The sequence below is a fragment of the Pseudomonas sp. MWU13-2517 genome, assembly GCF_023242545.1.
Taxonomy (GTDB): Bacteria; Pseudomonadota; Gammaproteobacteria; order Pseudomonadales; family Pseudomonadaceae; genus Aquipseudomonas.
In genome coordinates, this window is record NZ_JALMFA010000003.1 from 15555 (window position 1) to 33516 (window position 17962).

Genomic DNA, 17962 nt, shown 5'->3' on the forward strand with positions numbered 1-17962 from the left:
CCATGCAAACCGCCGCCGTTGCCGATTTCCGCACTTACCCGAAAATCTGTGACCTCGCCGAGGCGCAGTTGCTGGACGATCAGATTCGCGTGCGCTGGGCCGATGGGCGGGTCAGCCCGTTTCATCATCAATGGCTGCGGGATAACTGCCCTTGTGCAGCGTGCGTGTACAGCGTGACCCGCGAGCAGGTGCTGGAAATCATCGATGTGGATGAACATCTCAGCGCCATCGATGCCCGTATCGACCAGGGCTTTCTGAGCGTGGCGTGGAGCGGCGGCCATCGCAGCCAATACGATCCCGGCTGGTTGCGGGCGCATGCCTACGACGATGAGTCACGCGCCGAACGGCGCGCAGCAAAGCCTCAATCGCGGTTGTGGGACCATACCTTGAGCCTGCCTGTATTCGATTACGCGGCCGTGATGGAAGCCCCCGACGCCTTGCTGCAATGGCTGCTGGCCTTACGCGACACCGGCCTGACGCAAATCCGCGGCGTACCCACCGAGCCGGGTGCCCTGGCGCTGATCGCCCACCGTATTTCGTTTATCCGCGAGAGCAACTTCGGCGTGCTGTTCAACGTGCAATCCAAGGCCGATGCCGACAGCAACGCCTACACCGCTTTCAACCTGCCGCTGCACAGCGATTTGCCGACCCGGGAGTTGCAACCGGGGCTGCAATTTCTGCATTGCCTGGTGAACGATGCGGACGGAGGCGAGAGTATTTTTGTCGATGGGTTTGCCATTGCCAACGCGCTGCGTGCCGAAGACCCCGAGGCGTTTGACGCCCTGTGTGAAATCCCGGTGGAGTTTCGCAACAAGGACCGGCACAGCGACTATCGCCGCCTCGCACCGATTATCGCGCTGGATGCCTTGGGGGATGTGGCGGAGATTCGCATGGCCAACTTCTTGCGCGGACCGTTTGACGCGCCGGTCGAACAGATGCCGTTGTTGTATCGCGCGTATCGACGCTTTATCGCCATGACACGCGAGGCGCGCTTTCGCCTGGTCAGGCGCCTGAACCCGGGCGAATTGTGGTGCTTCGATAACCGCCGCACCTTGCATGCGCGCAATGCGTTTGATCCTGCCTCCGGGGCGCGGCATTTCGAAGGGTGCTACATCGACCGGGATGAGCTGCTCTCGCGGATTCTGGTGTTGCAGCGCTAGACCGCGGTGCGTCCATCGGGGGCAAGCCCTGATGCAGCAGTTAAAAAGGCTGAAAAGTAACCTGTGGCGAGGGAGCTTGCTCCCGTCGGACTGCGCAGCAGTCCCATGCTTTGTAAACAAAGAGCGGGGCCGCTTCGCGGCCCAACGGGAGCAAGCTCCCTCGCCACACATACAGTGTTCACCCGTAACTGACTGGCGTTAGGGCAAGCCCCCGATACGGCCCTCCACAATCTCAGGCAAAAAAAGCCCCGGTCCAGCCGTGACTGGATCGGGGCAGAGCGCTTGGTGTGAGCGTGACATCCCGAGGGTGACCAAACCTTCAAGGTGCGTGCCTGGTATCCAGTGTGCCTATTACTTGGATCGGTAAATGACCCGAAAACGACCTGCCCATAGCCATATGAGCCATTCGCGGATTCTGCCCTTGCCGACCGGTCGCCGGCCTACCAGAATTCCAATCGACCCCCGCTCCCTACACCAGGATGAACGTCATGATGCACGCGGATTTGATTGACCAGGATGACCTGCTGGGCCAACTGCGCTCGCTGGGTTTTGAAGTGTCCAGCGGTGCCACCGCTGAACAAGCCTGCGAGTGTGCAGTGCGCGGTTTGAGCCCGGCGCGGGCCAAGGCACTCAAGGGCATGGTGGAACAGATGTACACCGGCAGCGCGACGATTCTGCCGGCCGTTCGCCAGGCGATCGACAAGCAGTTGTTGCCGGCTCTGGTGCAGTTCAAACAGAACTCGGGCGCCTGATACACCGCACCGCTATCGGGGCACGTCGAAGCGTCGCGCTGCCTCTTCCACATTTGAATCATGAAATGTGGGAGAGGGCCTGCTTGCGATGAAAGCGCCTCGGCCTAGAGCCTTACACTGGCAAAAGTCGACTCGTTCCGGGCCTGGCTCAATGCCGACATAGGCCCCGACAACGGCGACAACACCAGCGCCTGAGGAATCGGCATCATCGCCACCTGTTGGGTGGTGTTGGAGCCCACACGCTCATCCCGTGGCGGAATGCCGAAATACTCGCGATAGCACTTGGAGAAGTGCGGCGTGGAGACGAACCCGCACACCGAGGCCACTTCGATGATCGACATCGGTGTCTGCTTGAGCAACTGCCGCGCACGGATCAGGCGCAGCTTGAGGTAGTAGCGCGACGGCGAGCAGTGCAGGTATTTCTGGAACAGGCGCTCCAGCTGGCGACGGGACACGGCGACATACACCGCCAGTTCATCCAGGTCGATCGGTTCCTCCAGGTTGGCCTCCATCAGCGCGACGATTTCCTGCAACTTCGGCTGGTTGGTGCCGAGCATGTGCTTGAGCGGCACACGCTGGTGGTCCTGTTCGTTGCGGATGCGTTCATACACAAACATTTCGGAGATGGCGGCCGACAATTCACGGCCGTGGTCGCGGCTGATCAGGTGCAGCATCATGTCCAGCGGTGCGGTGCCGCCGGAGCTGGTGAAGCGGTTACGGTCGAGGGTGAACAAGCGGGTGCTCATCGACACACGGGGAAAGGCTTCCTGCATCGACGCCAGGCATTCCCAATGCACGCTGCAATCGAAGCCGTCGAGCAAACCGGCGCAAGCCAGTGCCCAACTGCCGGTGCACACCGCGCCAAGGCGACGGGACTGGCGCGCCTGGCTCTGCAGCCACGACACGTGTTCACGGGTGACGGTACGTTGGATACCCACGCCACCGCACACAATCACAGTGTCCAGGGCCGGGGCTTTGTGCATGGCGGCATCGGGGGTGATTTGCAGACCGTCGCTGGCCCATACCTGGTTTCCGTCGACACTCAGGGTTGTCCACCGATACAGCTCGCGGCCGGACAGCTGGTTGGCCATACGCAGGGGTTCCACTGCCGAAGCCAGGGAAATCAGCGTGAAATTGTCCAGCAGCAAAAAGCCGATGGATTGAGGCGCACGGTTCTGGGGTTGGGCCCCGGAGTTGAACGACGTCATCGCGGTATCTCCTCACACAAAGCGGGTGATGGCCTCAGGCGAGGCTCTTGTTATTGCACTCCGCTCCAGCGAGGAGAGAGGCTTTGGATTTGATAGAGCAAATGCCATGCCTAAAGTTGAATGGCCGTCCAATAACTCCTAAAAACGACCTCATGACCTGTCTAAACAAGCCCATGCAGGAAGCGCGGATATGGCCGTAGGAGCGAGCCCGCTCAAGGCGTGTGAGCAGATCGGTAGCACTTGTGGGAAGGCGCTTTGAGAGCGTAGGGAAAGTCTGTCACCCAAAGCACAGGGAAGGGTCTGTTGGGCGAAAAATCGTTTGGGAGCTACTTATCTGTTTGCGACGCGCTAAAAGGTGGCGCTTTTGGATTCGGGTGTTCACTTTATGAGCAATGTCGATCCTTTGTGGCGAGGGAGCTTGCTCCCTCGCCACAAAAGCAGGTCAGCACTCAACCGCGCTGACCGCCAACCCACCCCGCGACGTTTCTTTGTACTTGTCATGCATATCCGCGCCGGTATCGCGCATGGTGCGGATCACCCGGTCCAGGGAGATAAAGTGCTGGCCGTCACCACGCAGGGCCATCTGCGCGGCGTTGATCGCCTTCACCGCTGCAATTGCATTGCGCTCGATGCACGGCACCTGGACCAGCCCACCCACCGGGTCGCAGGTCAGGCCGAGGTTGTGTTCCAGGCCGATTTCAGCCGCGTTGCACAGCTGTTCCGGCGTGGCGCCAAGGATCTCGGCCAAACCGGCAGCCGCCATGGCACAGGCCGAACCGACCTCGCCCTGGCAGCCGACCTCAGCACCGGAGATCGACGCGTTCTTTTTACACAAAATCCCCACCGCCGCCGCGCCGAGCAAATAGTCGACCACGTTGGCTTCGGTAACCTCTTCGCTGAACTTCATAAAGTAGTGCAGCACCGCCGGGATGATGCCCGCCGCGCCATTGGTGGGTGCGGTGACCATACGCCCACCGGCGGCGTTTTCTTCATTGACCGCCAGGGCGAACAGGTTGACCCATTCCATGGCGCTCAAGGTCGAGCCGATCACATTGGGTTTGTTCAACTCCTGCAAACTGCGGTGCAGCTTGGCGGCGCGGCGACGCACGTTGAGGCCCCCGGGCAAGATACCTTCGTGCTTGAGGCCCTGCTCCACGCAGTCTTGCATGGCACGCCAAAGCTTCATCAGGCCGCTGCGGATTTCCTCTTCCGAGCGCCAGACCTTTTCATTGGCCATCATCAACTCGGCCACGCGCAGGTTGTGGGTCTTGCACAGCTGCAACAGCTCTACCGCGCTGGAAAAATCATAGGGCAGTTCGGTGCGATCCATGTCGGCCACACCGCTTTGCGCCTGGGCTTCGTCCACCACAAAACCGCCACCGACCGAATAGTAGGTGTCGCGGTACAACTCGCCGTCATCGCCGAACACGACCAACGTCATGGCGTTGGGATGAAACGGCAGGTTTTCGTCCAGCAGGCGCATGTCGCGGGCCCAGATGAAAGGCACCGGCAGGCGCCCGTCGAGCAACAGGGTGTCGGTTTCGCGCAGGGTATCGATGCGCAAACCGATTTGCGACGGGTCGATTGCGTCGGGCCATTCGCCCATCAACCCCATGATCGTGGCGGTGTCGCTGCCGTGACCGATGCCGGTGGCCGACAACGAACCGTAGAGTTGAACCTCGACGCGCCGCACATGCTCCAGCAAGTCACGCTCACGTAATGCTTGAACAAACAACGCCGCGGCGCGCATGGGGCCGACGGTATGAGAACTCGAAGGCCCGATGCCGATCTTGAACAGGTCAAAAACGCTGATAGCCATTGCCGTGGAACCTCCAGATGAGCACAGGCCGGGCGACCAGGAGCTGCTACGCTCAAGTCGCCTGAATGGCGGCATCATCAAGCTTTTCTTGCCGCCCACGGCGTCTCACACCGACGTACCCATGCTCACCAGCGCCGCCCTCGGGCAACGGGCCGTTTTGGCCGTTTTTTGCGGTGCAGATCGCTGGAAACCCTGGATTTGAGGCTTAAAAAATCTGTAAGCGACGTCACCGACACTGGATACGACCCTCCCTGTACTGGATACGACGCGCCCTGTAGGCGTCAGATTTTCACTGGTACATGATCAGTCTCGACTCGTTTGCAAGGCCCCGTGGCGCCGCCTCAAAGCACGCTCCAACCGCAACCCTTATAAAGCGCGGCGAATGCCGTCAGAAAAAACACAGGAGTCTAGCCCCATGAAAGCTTCACCCTCGTTGTTGTTGGCCGCCATGCTGAGTCTGCCAGTCCTGGCGCACGCTGCAGAACCGGCACAATGTCAGACCGTCAACTTCTCCGATGTCGGCTGGACCGACATCACCGTCACTACCGCGACCACCAGCGAAATCCTCAAGGGCCTGGGCTACAAGCCGCGCACCACGATGATTTCGGTGCCGGTGACCTACAAGTCCCTGGCCGACGGCAAAAACATGGATATCTTCCTCGGCAACTGGATGCCGACCATGGAAAACGACATCAAGCAGTACCGTGATGCCGGCACCGTGGAAACCGTGCGCGCCAACCTGGAAAACGCCAAATACACCCTGGCGGTGCCCGAAGAGCTGTACAACAAGGGCCTGAAAGACTTCGCCGATATCGCCAAATTCAAGGATGAGCTGGGTGGCAAGATCTACGGCATCGAACCGGGCAACGACGGCAACCGCACCATCCAGACCGTGATCGACAAGAACCAGTTTGGTTTGAAAGACGCGGGCTTCAAGGTCGTGGAATCCAGCGAAGCCGGAATGCTCTCCCAGGTCGAACGCGCCACCAAGCGCGGCCAGGCCATCGTGTTCCTCGGCTGGGAACCGCATCCGATGAACACCCGCTTCAAGATCAAGTACCTGACCGGGGGTGATGATTCATTCGGCCCCAACTACGGCCAGGCGACCATCTATACCAACACCCGCAAGGGCTACACCCAGGAATGCAGCAACGTCGGTCAGTTGCTGAAGAACCTGTCGTTCACCCTGAACATGGAAAGCTCACTGATGGGCAACGTCCTGGACGACAAAATGAAGCCCGACGCCGCCGCCAAGGCCTGGCTGCAGAAGAACCCGCAAGTGCTCGAAACCTGGCTTGCCGGTGTGACCACTGTGGATGGCAAACCAGGTCTGGAGGCCGTGAAAGCTTATCTCGCCAAGTAGTAATCGCTGACCCCGGGCCGGTGCGCTGGCCCGGGATGTTTTCCCTTTCGCATGTGGACATTCACTACCATGCTGACTGAACAGAAAATCCCACTAGGCCAGTACATCGCTGCCTTCGTCGAATGGTTGACCAAACATGGCGCCAACTATTTCGACGCAATCGCATCGACACTGGAAACGATGATCCACGGCGTGACGTTTGCGCTGACCTGGTTCAATCCGCTGGCATTGATCGGTCTGATTGCGCTACTCGCTCACTTTATTCAACGCAAATGGGGCCTGACCGTTTTTGTCATCGCCTCCTTCCTGCTGATCCTGAACCTGGGGTACTGGCAGGAAACCATGGAAACCCTCGCGCAGGTGCTGTTCGCCACGCTGGTCTGCGTGGTCATCGGTGTGCCGCTGGGCATTGTTGCCGCGCACAAACCGCTGTTCTACACCATGATGCGGCCGGTACTCGATCTGATGCAGACCGTCCCGACCTTCGTCTACCTCATCCCGACCCTGACCCTCTTCGGGCTGGGTGTGGTGCCCGGCTTGATCTCCACGGTGGTGTTCGCGATTGCCGCGCCTATCCGCCTGACCTATCTGGGTATCCGCGACGTACCGCAAGAGTTGATGGACGCGGGCAAGGCCTTTGGCTGCTCGCGCCGCCAGTTGCTGTCGCGCATTGAACTGCCCCACGCCATGCCGAGCATTGCCGCCGGCATTACCCAATGCATCATGCTGTCGCTGTCGATGGTGGTGATCGCCGCCCTGGTAGGCGCCGACGGTCTCGGTAAACCGGTGGTCAACGCGCTGAATACCGCCGACATTGCCCTGGGCTTTGAAGCGGGCCTGGCGATCGTATTGCTGGCCATCATGCTCGACCGTATCTGCAAACAACCCGACGCTAAAGTAGGGGGTGATGCATGAGCATTATCCGATTCGACAAGGTCGACGTGATCTTCTCCAAAGACCCACGCGAAGCGCTCAAGCTGCTGGATCAGGGCATGAGCCGTAACGAGATCCTGAAAAAGACCGGGCAGATTGTCGGCGTTGAAAAAGCCAGCCTGGACATCGAGAAAGGCGAGATCTGCGTGCTGATGGGCCTGTCAGGCTCCGGCAAGTCGAGCTTGCTGCGCTGCATCAACGGCCTCAATACCGTGAGCCGTGGCCAGCTGTTTGTGGAGCATGAAGGACGTCAGATCGATATCGCGTCCTGCACACCTGCGGAGCTGAAAATGATGCGCACCAAGCGCATCGCCATGGTGTTCCAGAAATTCGCACTGATGCCCTGGCTGACCGTGCGCGAGAACATCAGCTTCGGCCTCGAGATGCAGGGCCGCCCGGAGAAAGACCGACGCAAGCTGGTCGATGACAAGCTGGAATTGGTGGGCCTGAGCCAATGGCGCAACAAGAAGCCCGACGAGCTGTCCGGTGGCATGCAGCAACGCGTCGGCCTGGCCCGCGCGCTGGCGATGGACGCCGATATCCTGCTGATGGACGAACCGTTCTCCGCCCTTGACCCGTTGATTCGCCAGGGCCTGCAGGATGAGCTGCTGGAACTGCAACGCAAGCTGAGCAAGACCATCGTGTTCGTCAGCCACGACCTGGATGAGGCGCTCAAACTGGGCAGCCGTATCGCGATCATGAAAGACGGCAAGATCATCCAGTACAGCGTGCCGGAAGAGATTGTGCTGAATCCTGCAGATGACTACGTGCGCACCTTCGTGGCTCATACCAACCCGCTGAACGTGCTGTGCGGCCGCAGCCTGATGCGCACCCTGGACAACTGCAAGCGCATCAACGGTTCAGTGTGCCTGGACCCGAGCGGCGACTCCTGGCTGGACCTGGCCGAAGGCAACACCATCAAGGGTGCACGCCAGAATGGCGCGGTGCTGAACCTGCAGAACTGGGCACCGGGGCAAGCGGTAGAAGGGTTGGGCCGGGTGCCGACGCTGGTGGATTCGAACATCGGCATGCGCGATGCGCTGCAGATTCGTTACCAGACCGGGAACAAGCTGGTGTTGCACGACAACAACCAGGTGGTGGGGATTCTGGGCGACAGTGAGCTCTACCATGCCCTGCTGGGCAAAAACCTGGGCTGACAGGCACTGCAAAACAACGGTGGGAGGGGGCTTGCCCCGATAGCGATGTATCAGTAACAGATGTACTGACTGACACACCACTATCGGGGGCAAGCCCCCTCCCACATTGGGTTCTAGTGGTGTCAGTGAGGACACCACAAGGCTCAACTATCAGCTATAGACACGGCCAAGGAGCTGCCGATGGCTTTCAAACTGATCGAGCACATCCCGGGTGATCTGTTCCTGGGTAAAGCCCATCAGGTCGTACTCCTGAGGCCCGTTGTGCAGGTAGACCTCGGCCCGGTAGTAACGGGTGCGCTCTTCCTCGGGCAGGTCGCTCGGTGCCGACGAGTAAGCATCCAGGCTCACTTCATAGACAAACGGATTGCCCTCCGGCATCTCGATCCGCACACCGATGCAGCGCTTGGACTTACCCAGCAAGGTCTGCACTTCCAGCCCCTGATCACGCAATGCCGTCGCCGCTTCTTCCAGCGCCGGCGTAACGTGCTTGTCCATGAAGCGTTGTACGGTGCCCTGGCTCGGTTGCAAGTCCAGTGCCGTCAAACGCTCGCTGAAACCACGACGGCCACGCTCGGCCAGTTGCGCCTGCTCCTGTTCGATGGCCACATCCTGACGCATGGCCTTGTGCAAACCGAACATGAAGAAAATCAGCACCACCGAGAACGGCAGCCCGGCCAGCACCACCATGGTCTGCATGGCTTCGAAGTTACCGGCAAACAGCAGGCCGATGGTCACCAGGGTAATCACCGCCGACCAGAAGATACGCAGCCAATGCGGTGCGTCTTCGTCCACGTTGCCGCCTTTGCAGGAAAGGTTGGCCATCATCACCGCGCCGGAATCCGCCGGAGTCAGGAACAGCACAAAGCCCACAAAGATCGACACACCGATGACGACTTTCGACGCCGGGTAATGCTCAAGCAGCTGGTAGATCGCCATGGACGGTTGTTCCAGCGCCGTCTTGCCCAACTCCACCGCACCGTGGTTGAGCACCAGGTCCAGGGCCGAGTTACCGAAGATCGACAACCACGCCAGGGTGAAGCCCAGCGGAATCAGCAGCACGCCGGCCACCAGTTCACGCACCGTGCGACCACGGGAAATACGTGCGATGAACATGCCCACGAATGGCGCCCAGGAAATCCACCACGCCCAATAGAACAGCGTCCACAGGCCCATCCAGCGCTCGGTCTTGTTGGCATCGCCCTCGTACACATACAGGTCGAAGGTTTTCAGCACCAGGCCATTCATGTAGTCGCCGACGTTCTGCACGAAGCCGTTGAGCAGGTGCAGGGTCGGGCCGAACAACAGCACGAAGATCAGCAGGCCGCTGAACAGCACGATGTTGAGGTTGGACAGCCGGCGAATGCCGTTTTCCACACCCGACACTGCGGCAATGGTCGCCACCGTGCTCATCACGATGATCACGATCAAAAGATTGGTGTTGCTGTGCGCCATGCCGAACAGGTTTTCCAACCCGGACGACACCTGCATCGCACCAATCCCCAGGTTCGTCACCAGGCCCAGCAGCGTCACGAACATGCCGAAACCGTCCACCGCGTGGCCGGCCGCACCTTTTACCCAACGCTCTCCCACCAGCGGGTACAGCGCCGAACGCAAGGCCAGCGGCTGGTTATGACGGTACGCAAAGTACGCCACGGCCAAGCCGACCAGCGCGTAGATCGCCCAGCCATGCAGGCCCCAGTGCAGGAAGGTCAGTTGCAGTGCCTGGCGAGCCGCACTGTTGCTGGCGGCAGCGCCTTCAGGCGGGTTGAAGTAGTGGTCCAACGGTTCCGAGGCGCCGAAGTACAACAGCGAGATGCCGATACCCGACGAGAACAACATGCCGGCCCAGGCGCCGTAGCTGAAGTCCGGGGTGTCGTCCTTGCTGCCCAGTTTCAACTTGCCATAGGACGAAAACGCCAGCCCCACCACAAACACCAGGTAGGCGGCGATGACCACCATGTAGTACCAGCCGAAGCTTTTGGAAAGCCACGCCTGTGCGACACCGAGCATGCGCCCGGCCTCCTGCGGGGCGATGATCAGAATGGCGGTCAGCAATAGAATCAGCGCGGTGGAGGTGTAAAACACCCAACCGTTGACCCGCACCTTTTCCGGTGGGGTCTTTATAAGAGAGGCAGAACTCATGGCGCAGATGCTCCGGGCAGTGCGAAAGAGAAACACAAGGCAACGGTTATCCCGGGACATCGATTTTTCGGCAGTCGACGGACGGGTGTTATAAAGACACCCCGAAAATTCTTGTACCCCACCGAAGCGGTGGCCAGGCCCTGATACGGCCTGTTTCAAGGGTTTTTGCAGGTGTCAGATGTTGCGGCTCGCAGGTAGGAAATACCTGTAGGCAGCGACCATTTGTCGCAGATCTTATTCTTTGTTGATTGAACGTTCAATCAAAACAAAATAGACTGGCCTTCAAGCCGACGGACGTCCAACGCCCGCCGCAGGCCTAAGGAGAGGTGCTACATGCCCAAGGTCGGTATGCAACCCATACGCCGCCAGCAGTTGATCGAAGCCACGTTGACGGCCATCGATCAGGTCGGAATGGGGGATGCCAGCATTGCGCTGATCGCCCGTTTGGCCGGCGTCTCGAACGGCATCATCAGTCACTACTTTCAGGACAAGAACGGCCTGATCGCCGCGACGATGCGGTACTTGATGAATGTGCTGATCGAGAACGTCCACGAACGCAGGCTCGCGTTGAAAGACGACAGCCCCCGTGCGCACCTGCAGGTGATCATCGGCGGCAACTTCGACGCCAGCCAGGTCAACGGCCCGGCAATGAAAACCTGGTTGGCCTTCTGGGCCGCCAGCATGCACCACCCGTCATTGCACAGGTTGCAGCGGATCAACGATCAGCGTCTGTATTCCAACCTGTGCTGCCAGTTTCGCCGAGTGCTGCCGCCGCCGCGTGCACGCAAAGCAGCCCGAGGCCTGGCGGCCCTGATCGACGGTTTGTGGTTGCGCGGCGCCCTGTCGGGAGACGCTTTCGACACGGAGCAGGCGCAACGGATCGCTTACGAATACATGGATTTCCAATTGGCCAAGCAGGTGAGTTAGAGCACACATAAACGCTCATCCCCTGAACGCTTCTGATCAGTGTCGCCAGGCCTTACGGCGCACTTTTTGGAGGTTAACGCCAACCACTTATGCACTTGCGAGGACTTTATGGCCCGTTTCGAACTGCAAAAACTCTACATTGACGGCGGCTACAGCGACGCTGGCAGCGATGCCACCTTCGAAGCCATCAACCCGGCTAACGGTGAAGTTCTCGCCAAAGTGCAACGTGCTACGAAAGAAGACGTTGAACGCGCCGTCGTCAGCGCCGAAAAAGGCCAGAAGATCTGGGCTGCCATGACCGCCATGGAGCGTTCGCGCATCCTGCGCCGTGCCGTCGACATCCTGCGCGAGCGCAACGACGAGTTGGCCGCCCTGGAAACCCTGGACACGGGTAAAGCCATCTCCGAAACCAAATACGTCGACATCGTCACCGGCGCCGACGTGCTGGAATACTACGCAGGCCTGGTGCCGGCCATCGAAGGCGAACAGATCCCGCTGCGCGACACCTCGTTCGTCTACACCCGCCGCGAGCCGCTGGGCGTGGTAGCCGGTATCGGCGCGTGGAACTACCCGATCCAGATCGCCCTGTGGAAATCCGCACCGGCCCTGGCTGCCGGTAACGCAATGATCTTCAAACCAAGCGAAGTCACTTCGCTGACCACCCTGAAACTGGCCGAGATCTACACCGAAGCCGGCGTTCCGGCTGGCGTGTTCAACGTCCTGACCGGCAGCGGCCGTGAGGTCGGTACCTGGTTGACCGAGCACCCGCGCATCGAGAAAGTCTCGTTCACCGGCGGCACCGACACCGGCAAGAAAGTCATGGCCAGCGCTTCGAGCTCTTCGCTCAAAGACGTGACCATGGAACTGGGCGGCAAGTCGCCGTTGATCATTTTCGACGACGCCGACCTCGATCGCGCCGCCGATACCGCAATGATGGCCAACTTCTACAGCTCCGGTCAGGTCTGCACCAACGGCACCCGCGTGTTCGTGCCCAAGCACCTGCAAGCGGCGTTCGAAGCCAAGATCGTTGAGCGTGTTGCGCGCATTCGCGTTGGCAACCCGCAAGACGACAACACCAATTTCGGCCCGCTGGTCAGCTTTGCCCACATGGAAAGCGTGCTGGGCTACATCGCCAAAGGTAAGGAAGAAGGCGCCCGCCTGCTTTGCGGCGGCGACCGTCTGACCGCAGGCGAATTCGCCAAAGGCGCATTTGTGGCCCCGACCGTATTCACCGACTGCACCGACGACATGACCATCGTCCGTGAAGAAATCTTCGGCCCAGTGATGAGCATCCTCACTTACGAGACCGAAGAAGAAGTGATCCGCCGCGCCAACGACACTGACTTCGGCCTGGCTGCCGGCCTGGTCACCAAAGACCTGAACCGCGCCCACCGCGTGATTCATCAGTTGGAAGCGGGCATCTGCTGGATCAACGCCTGGGGCGAATCCGACGCGAAGATGCCGGTCGGCGGCTACAAGCAATCCGGTGTTGGCCGCGAGAACGGCATCAGCTCGCTGAACAACTTCACCCGCATCAAATCGGTACAGGTTGAGCTGGGCGACTACGCATCAGTGTTCTGATGAGCCCCAAGCGGCAAGCTTCAAGCTGTAGGTAAAAGCAGCTTGGTTTGCCGCACCTCCCAGATACACCGCTCGCTGCTCTTTCCAGCAGCTTGAAGCTTGGAGCTTGCCGCTCCCAAGGAGACCCCATGACTCAAGAATACGACTACATCATTGTTGGCGCAGGTTCTGCGGGCAACACATTAGCGACCCGTCTGACCGAAGACGAAGGCGTCACCGTTCTGCTGCTGGAAGCCGGCGGCCCTGACTACCGCTTTGACTTCCGCACGCAAATGCCGGCGGCGTTGGCGTTCCCGCTGCAAGGCCGCCGCTACAACTGGGCCTATGAAACCGACCCGGAACCCCACATGGACGGGCGTCGCATGGAATGTGGTCGCGGCAAGGGCCTGGGCGGCTCTTCCCTGATCAACGGCATGTGCTACATCCGTGGCAACGCGATGGACTACGACGGCTGGGCGAAACTGCCGGGCCTGGAAGACTGGACCTACCTCGATTGCCTGCCGTATTTCCGCAAAGCCGAAACCCGCGACATCGGCCCCAACGACTGGCACGGTGGCGATGGTCCGGTCAGCGTGACCACGCCAAAAGCCGGCAACAACCCGCTGTTCCACGCCATGGTTGAAGCCGGCGTGCAAGCCGGCTACCCGCGCACCGAAGACCTGAACGGCTACCAGCAAGAAGGCTTCGGCCCGATGGACCGTACCGTCACGCCAAAAGGCCGTCGCGCCAGCACCGCACGCGGTTATCTGGACACCGCCAAGAAGCGCTCGACGCTGACCATCGTCACTCACGCCCTCAGCGACAAAGTGCTGTTTGAAGGCAAGCGTGCCGTTGGCGTGCGTTACTTGATCGGGGCAGCCGAAGAGCGCGTTGAAGCCCGTGCACGCAAAGAAGTGATCGTATGCAGCGGCGCCATTGGTTCGCCGCAGCTGCTGCAACGTTCCGGCGTTGGCCCGGCCAAGCTGCTGGAAAGCCTCGACATCCCGGTGGTCCACGACCTGCCGGGCGTCGGCGAAAACCTGCAGGATCACCTCGAGCTGTACCTGCAATACGCCTGCACCCAACCGGTGTCACTGTACCCCTCGCTGCTCTGGTACAACCAGCCGGCCATCGGTGCCGAGTGGTTGTTCAACGGCACCGGCATCGGCGCCAGCAACCAGTTCGAAGCGGGCGGTTTCATCCGTACCCGTGAAGAGTTCGAATGGCCGAACATCCAGTACCACTTCCTGCCGGTCGCGATTAACTACAACGGCAGCAACGGCGTGAAAGAGCACGGTTTCCAGGCGCACATGGGCTCCATGCGTTCGCCAAGCCGTGGGCGCATCCAGCTGAAGTCGAAGAACCCACGGGACTACCCGAGCATTCTCTTCAACTACATGTCCACCGAGCAGGACTGGCAGGAATTTCGCGACGGCATCCGCCTGACCCGTGAAATCATGCAGCAACCGGCCCTGGACCCCTACCGTGGCCGCGAAATCAGCCCGGGCATCGATGTGCAAACCGATGAGCAACTGGACAAGTTCATCCGCGAGCACGCCGAAACCGCGTTCCACCCGTCCTGCTCGTGCAAGATGGGCACCGACGACATGGCGGTCGTGGACGGCGAAGGCCGCGTGCATGGCATGCAAGGTCTGCGTGTGGTCGATGCGTCGATCATGCCGATCATCACCACCGGCAACCTGAACGCGCCGACGATCATGATCGCCGAGAAAATCGCCGACAAGATCCGTGGCCGCCAGCCACTGCCGCGCAGCACCGCCGATTACTACGTGGCCGGCAATGCGCCGGTGCGTGGCAAACCGTTGCGTGAAGTGGGCCCTCTGCGCAATAACTGACGTACTTTGTGGCGAGGGAGCTTGCTCCCGCTGGAGTGCGAAGCGCTCCCAAGCTTTTGGGGCCGCTGCGCAGCCCAGCGGGAGCAAGCTCCCTCGCCACAGGTGCTCACCTCCTCCTTGATCGGCTACTCTGTTCGCTTGCCCGCGCCGAGCCGCCCACAAGGAAGGCCCCATGTTCGACCACCACGCCACGCTCAAAAAACATTTCAGTGCCCTGCGCACCACCGCCGAATTCTTCTCGCTGCGCTACGTACGCGAATCCGGCCAATACTTGTCAGTGCGCAAAAACGTCGCCGAACCGCCCCACCTGAGCCACGACGAAGGCGCCATGCTGACCGTGCGTCTCAATGGCGTGGAAGCGTATGCCGCGACCAACGATATTTCCCTGGCCGGCCTGCAAGCGGCCCTCCAACGCGCCGAACAGCAAGCCCGCCTGATCAAGCCCCACGCCCTGCTCGACCTGCGCGACCAACCGGTCTCCAGCGACGTCGCCGACTACCTGTCCCCCGACCTCGACCAGCCCTTCCCGTCCTTGAGCGACTGCTACCAACTGCTGGGCAACGAATCGGCCGCCGTGCCCAAAGACGAGCGCCTGGTCAGCTGGGACGTGAGCCTGGGCCTGACCCACGTCGAGCAGATCTACCTCAACAGCGCGGGCGCCCAATTGCGCCAGGCCCAGCGCTTTGTGTTCCCCGGCGTCAATGTCACGGCCTATGACGGCAACGACAGCCAGACACGCACCCTGGGCGGCAGCAACTTCGGCCAGCAAGGCGGGTTCGATGTGATCAGCCGCTTCGGCCTGGTCGGCGCCGCGCCGCGCATCGCCGATGAAGCCCTGCAATTGCTGGCCGCGCCGAACACGCCCCACGGCCCGCGCGACCTGCTGCTGATGCCCGACCAGATGATCCTGCAGATCCACGAATCCATCGGCCACCCGCTGGAGATGGACCGCATCCTGGGCGACGAGCGCAATTACGCCGGCACCAGTTTTGTCAAAGCCAGCGACTTCGGCCACCTGCAATACGGCTCACCGTTGCTCAACGTGACCTTCGACCCCGACATTCCCGAACAACTGGCCAGCTACGGCCACGACGACGAAGGCACCCAGGCCAGCAAACAATTCCTGATCCGTGAAGGCCTGCTGCTCAAGCCGTTGGGCGGTGCGTTGTCGCAATTCCGCTCGGGCCTGGGCGGCGTGGCCAACAGTCGTGCCAGCAGTTGGAACCGTCCACCGATCGATCGCATGGCCAACTTGAACATCGAAGCGGGCGACAAGAGCCTCGCACAACTGATTGGCGGCATCGAAAACGGCATCCTGATGTCGACGAACCGCTCGTGGTCCATCGACGATGCGCGCAATAAATTCCAGTTCGGCTGCGAATGGGGCCAGTTGATCGAAAACGGCGAGCTCAAGGGCGTGGTGAAAAACCCCAACTACCGGGCGATTTCCGCGCAGTTCTGGCGCAACCTCAGCGCCGTCGGCGACGCCAGCACCTTCAAGGTGCTGGGCACGCCGAACTGCGGCAAGGGCGAACCCAACCAGGTCATCCGAGTCGGCCATGCCTCGCCCGCCTGTGTATTCAGCAATGTCGATGTATTTGGGGGAGATGCCTGATGAACAACTTCAAGGCACTGGTGGAATGGCTCAAGCAGGCCATCACCGACAAGGAGCAATTTCATTTGGGCTACGCGGATGAAGCGTCCGAGTTCGTACGCTTCAACCACGCGCAGGTGCGCCAGGCCGGGCAAGTGCAACAAGCCAGCCTCAACCTGAAACTGATCAACGAGGGCCGCCACGCCGACCTGGGTATCACCCTGTCCGGCGAACCCGAACTGGACCGCCAACGCCTGGCCGACGGCCTGCAGCAATTACGCGAGACCTTGCCGTTGCTGCCGCAGGACCCGTATCTGCTGCTGAACCACAACGCCTGGCAGAGCCACAATGAACAGGCGCGACCGCTGCCGGAACTGGCCCAGGTATTGGACGCAATCAACCAGGCCGCCGAGGGTGTCGACCTGGTCGGTCTCTACGCCGCAGGCCCGATCAGTCGGGGTTTCGCCAGTTCGGATGGGGCCTTTGGCTGGCATCGAGCCAACAGTTTCAACTTTGATTTCAGCCTGTTCCACGCCAATGGCGAAGCGGTAAAAGCCAGCTACGCCGGGCACACCTGGAACAGTGCCGAGTTCGCCGCGCGCTTCCAGCAAGCCCGCGAACAACTGGCGTTTCTCGGTCGCCCACTGCACCCACTGGCCCCTGGGCAATACCGCGCCTACCTCGCGCCGGCGGCGCTGGAGGAAATCATCAGCATCATCACCTGGGGCGGGTTCTCCGCCCAGGCCATCGCCAGCAAAGGCAGTTCGCTGCAAAAGCTGTATGCCGGTGAACAGTCGTTGAGCCCGCTGGTGACGCTCGATGAGCAAATCAGCGGCTCGCTGAGCCAGGCGTTTTCCACCGAAGGCTACCCTCGCGCGGACGTTACGCTGATCAATGGCGGCAAGGCAGAAGGCCAATTGATCAACTCACGCAGCGCCGCCGAATACGGCTTGAGCACCAACGGCGCCAGCAGTGACGAATCCCCGAGTGCGTTGCAAATGGCCGCAGGCAACCTGGTCCAGGCCGATATTCTCAAGCGGTTGGGCACCGGCCTGTATATCAGCAACCTGTGGTACCTGAACTACTCCGACCTGCCGGCGGGGCGCCTCACCGGCATGACCCGTTTTGCCACGTTCTGGGTGGAAGACGGCGAGATCAAGGCGCCCGTCAGTACCATGCGGTTTGATGACAGCGTGTACAACCTGCTCGGCGCGCAATTGGAAGCGCTGACCGCTGAGCGGGAATTGCTGTTGTCGCCGAGCACTTACGACCGGCGCAACACGGCCTCAAACCTGCTGCCGGGGGCGCTGGTCAAGCGCCTTACGCTGACGTTGTAAAAACATCCCCTAGTGGGCGCGGGGTTGCTCACCAAGGGGCTGGTTCGGTCAAATGTTCCAACTGAACCACCCCCTTCGTGAGCAAGCCTGCCCACATTGCTTTGTATTGATTTCAGACACCTCGTTTTGCCCCTTCCTACCGCAAAATCCTATC

At 60.6% G+C, this 17962-nt stretch carries 13 protein-coding genes; 10 read left to right on the forward strand and 3 right to left on the reverse strand.

Annotated features, from left to right (window positions below; genetic code table 11):
• Positions 1-2: 2 nt before the first annotated feature.
• Both M5B97_RS05100 and M5B97_RS05105 read left to right on the forward strand, forming a co-directional pair.
• Positions 3-1160: a gamma-butyrobetaine dioxygenase gene (locus M5B97_RS05100; RefSeq protein ID WP_248730924.1), complete on the forward strand. Its 1158-nt coding sequence runs from the start codon at positions 3-5 to the stop codon at positions 1158-1160.
• A 488-nt stretch (positions 1161-1648) separates the two neighbouring features.
• Positions 1649-1912, forward strand: a complete 264-nt coding sequence (locus tag M5B97_RS05105; protein ID WP_028618238.1) for a hypothetical protein — start codon at positions 1649-1651, stop codon at positions 1910-1912.
• Between the two features lie 104 nt (positions 1913-2016).
• On the opposite strand, the gene M5B97_RS05110 is transcribed toward M5B97_RS05105, so the two are convergent.
• Both M5B97_RS05110 and M5B97_RS05115 read right to left on the reverse strand, forming a co-directional pair.
• Positions 2017-3120: a GlxA family transcriptional regulator gene (locus M5B97_RS05110; protein ID WP_060753382.1), complete on the reverse strand. Its 1104-nt coding sequence runs from the start codon at positions 3118-3120 to the stop codon at positions 2017-2019.
• 442 nt (positions 3121-3562) lie between these two features.
• Positions 3563-4939: an L-serine ammonia-lyase gene (locus tag M5B97_RS05115; RefSeq protein ID WP_248730925.1), complete on the reverse strand. Its 1377-nt coding sequence runs from the start codon at positions 4937-4939 to the stop codon at positions 3563-3565.
• Positions 4940-5354: 415 nt separating this feature from the next.
• Between M5B97_RS05115 and M5B97_RS05120 the strand changes: the two genes are divergently transcribed.
• From M5B97_RS05120 to choV, 3 genes are all read left to right on the forward strand, one after another.
• On the forward strand, positions 5355-6302 hold the full coding sequence (locus tag M5B97_RS05120; protein WP_123717240.1) for a choline ABC transporter substrate-binding protein: 948 nt from the start codon (positions 5355-5357) through the stop codon (positions 6300-6302).
• Between the two features lie 69 nt (positions 6303-6371).
• Positions 6372-7217 (forward strand): choline ABC transporter permease subunit, encoded by an 846-nt coding sequence (gene choW, locus M5B97_RS05125; protein ID WP_017139374.1) that lies wholly within the window; start codon positions 6372-6374, stop codon positions 7215-7217.
• Entirely contained in the window at positions 7214-8392 is a 1179-nt protein-coding gene (gene choV, locus M5B97_RS05130; RefSeq protein WP_123717239.1) for a choline ABC transporter ATP-binding protein, read from the forward strand. The genes choW and choV overlap by 4 nt, the downstream gene beginning before the upstream one ends.
• A gap of 150 nt (positions 8393-8542) precedes the next feature.
• On the opposite strand, the gene M5B97_RS05135 is transcribed toward choV, so the two are convergent.
• Positions 8543-10477: a BCCT family transporter gene (locus M5B97_RS05135; protein WP_248731084.1), complete on the reverse strand. Its 1935-nt coding sequence runs from the start codon at positions 10475-10477 to the stop codon at positions 8543-8545.
• A gap of 390 nt (positions 10478-10867) precedes the next feature.
• Here M5B97_RS05135 and betI point away from each other — a divergent pair, with 390 nt between their 5' ends.
• From betI to M5B97_RS05160, 5 genes are all read left to right on the forward strand, one after another.
• Positions 10868-11461 (forward strand): transcriptional regulator BetI, encoded by a 594-nt coding sequence (gene betI / locus M5B97_RS05140; protein WP_248730926.1) that lies wholly within the window; start codon positions 10868-10870, stop codon positions 11459-11461.
• Positions 11462-11569: 108 nt separating this feature from the next.
• Positions 11570-13042 (forward strand): betaine-aldehyde dehydrogenase, encoded by a 1473-nt coding sequence (gene betB, locus M5B97_RS05145; RefSeq protein ID WP_123717236.1) that lies wholly within the window; start codon positions 11570-11572, stop codon positions 13040-13042.
• A gap of 128 nt (positions 13043-13170) precedes the next feature.
• Complete coding sequence (betA, locus tag M5B97_RS05150) at positions 13171-14877, forward strand: choline dehydrogenase (RefSeq protein ID WP_123717235.1); 1707 nt, start codon at positions 13171-13173, stop codon at positions 14875-14877.
• Positions 14878-15049: 172 nt separating this feature from the next.
• Positions 15050-16492, forward strand: a complete 1443-nt coding sequence (locus tag M5B97_RS05155; protein WP_248730927.1) for a TldD/PmbA family protein — start codon at positions 15050-15052, stop codon at positions 16490-16492.
• Positions 16492-17808, forward strand: coding sequence for a TldD/PmbA family protein (locus tag M5B97_RS05160; protein ID WP_248730928.1), 1317 nt, complete (start codon positions 16492-16494; stop codon positions 17806-17808). The genes M5B97_RS05155 and M5B97_RS05160 overlap by 1 nt, the downstream gene beginning before the upstream one ends.
• The last annotated feature ends 154 nt before the right edge of the window (positions 17809-17962 follow it).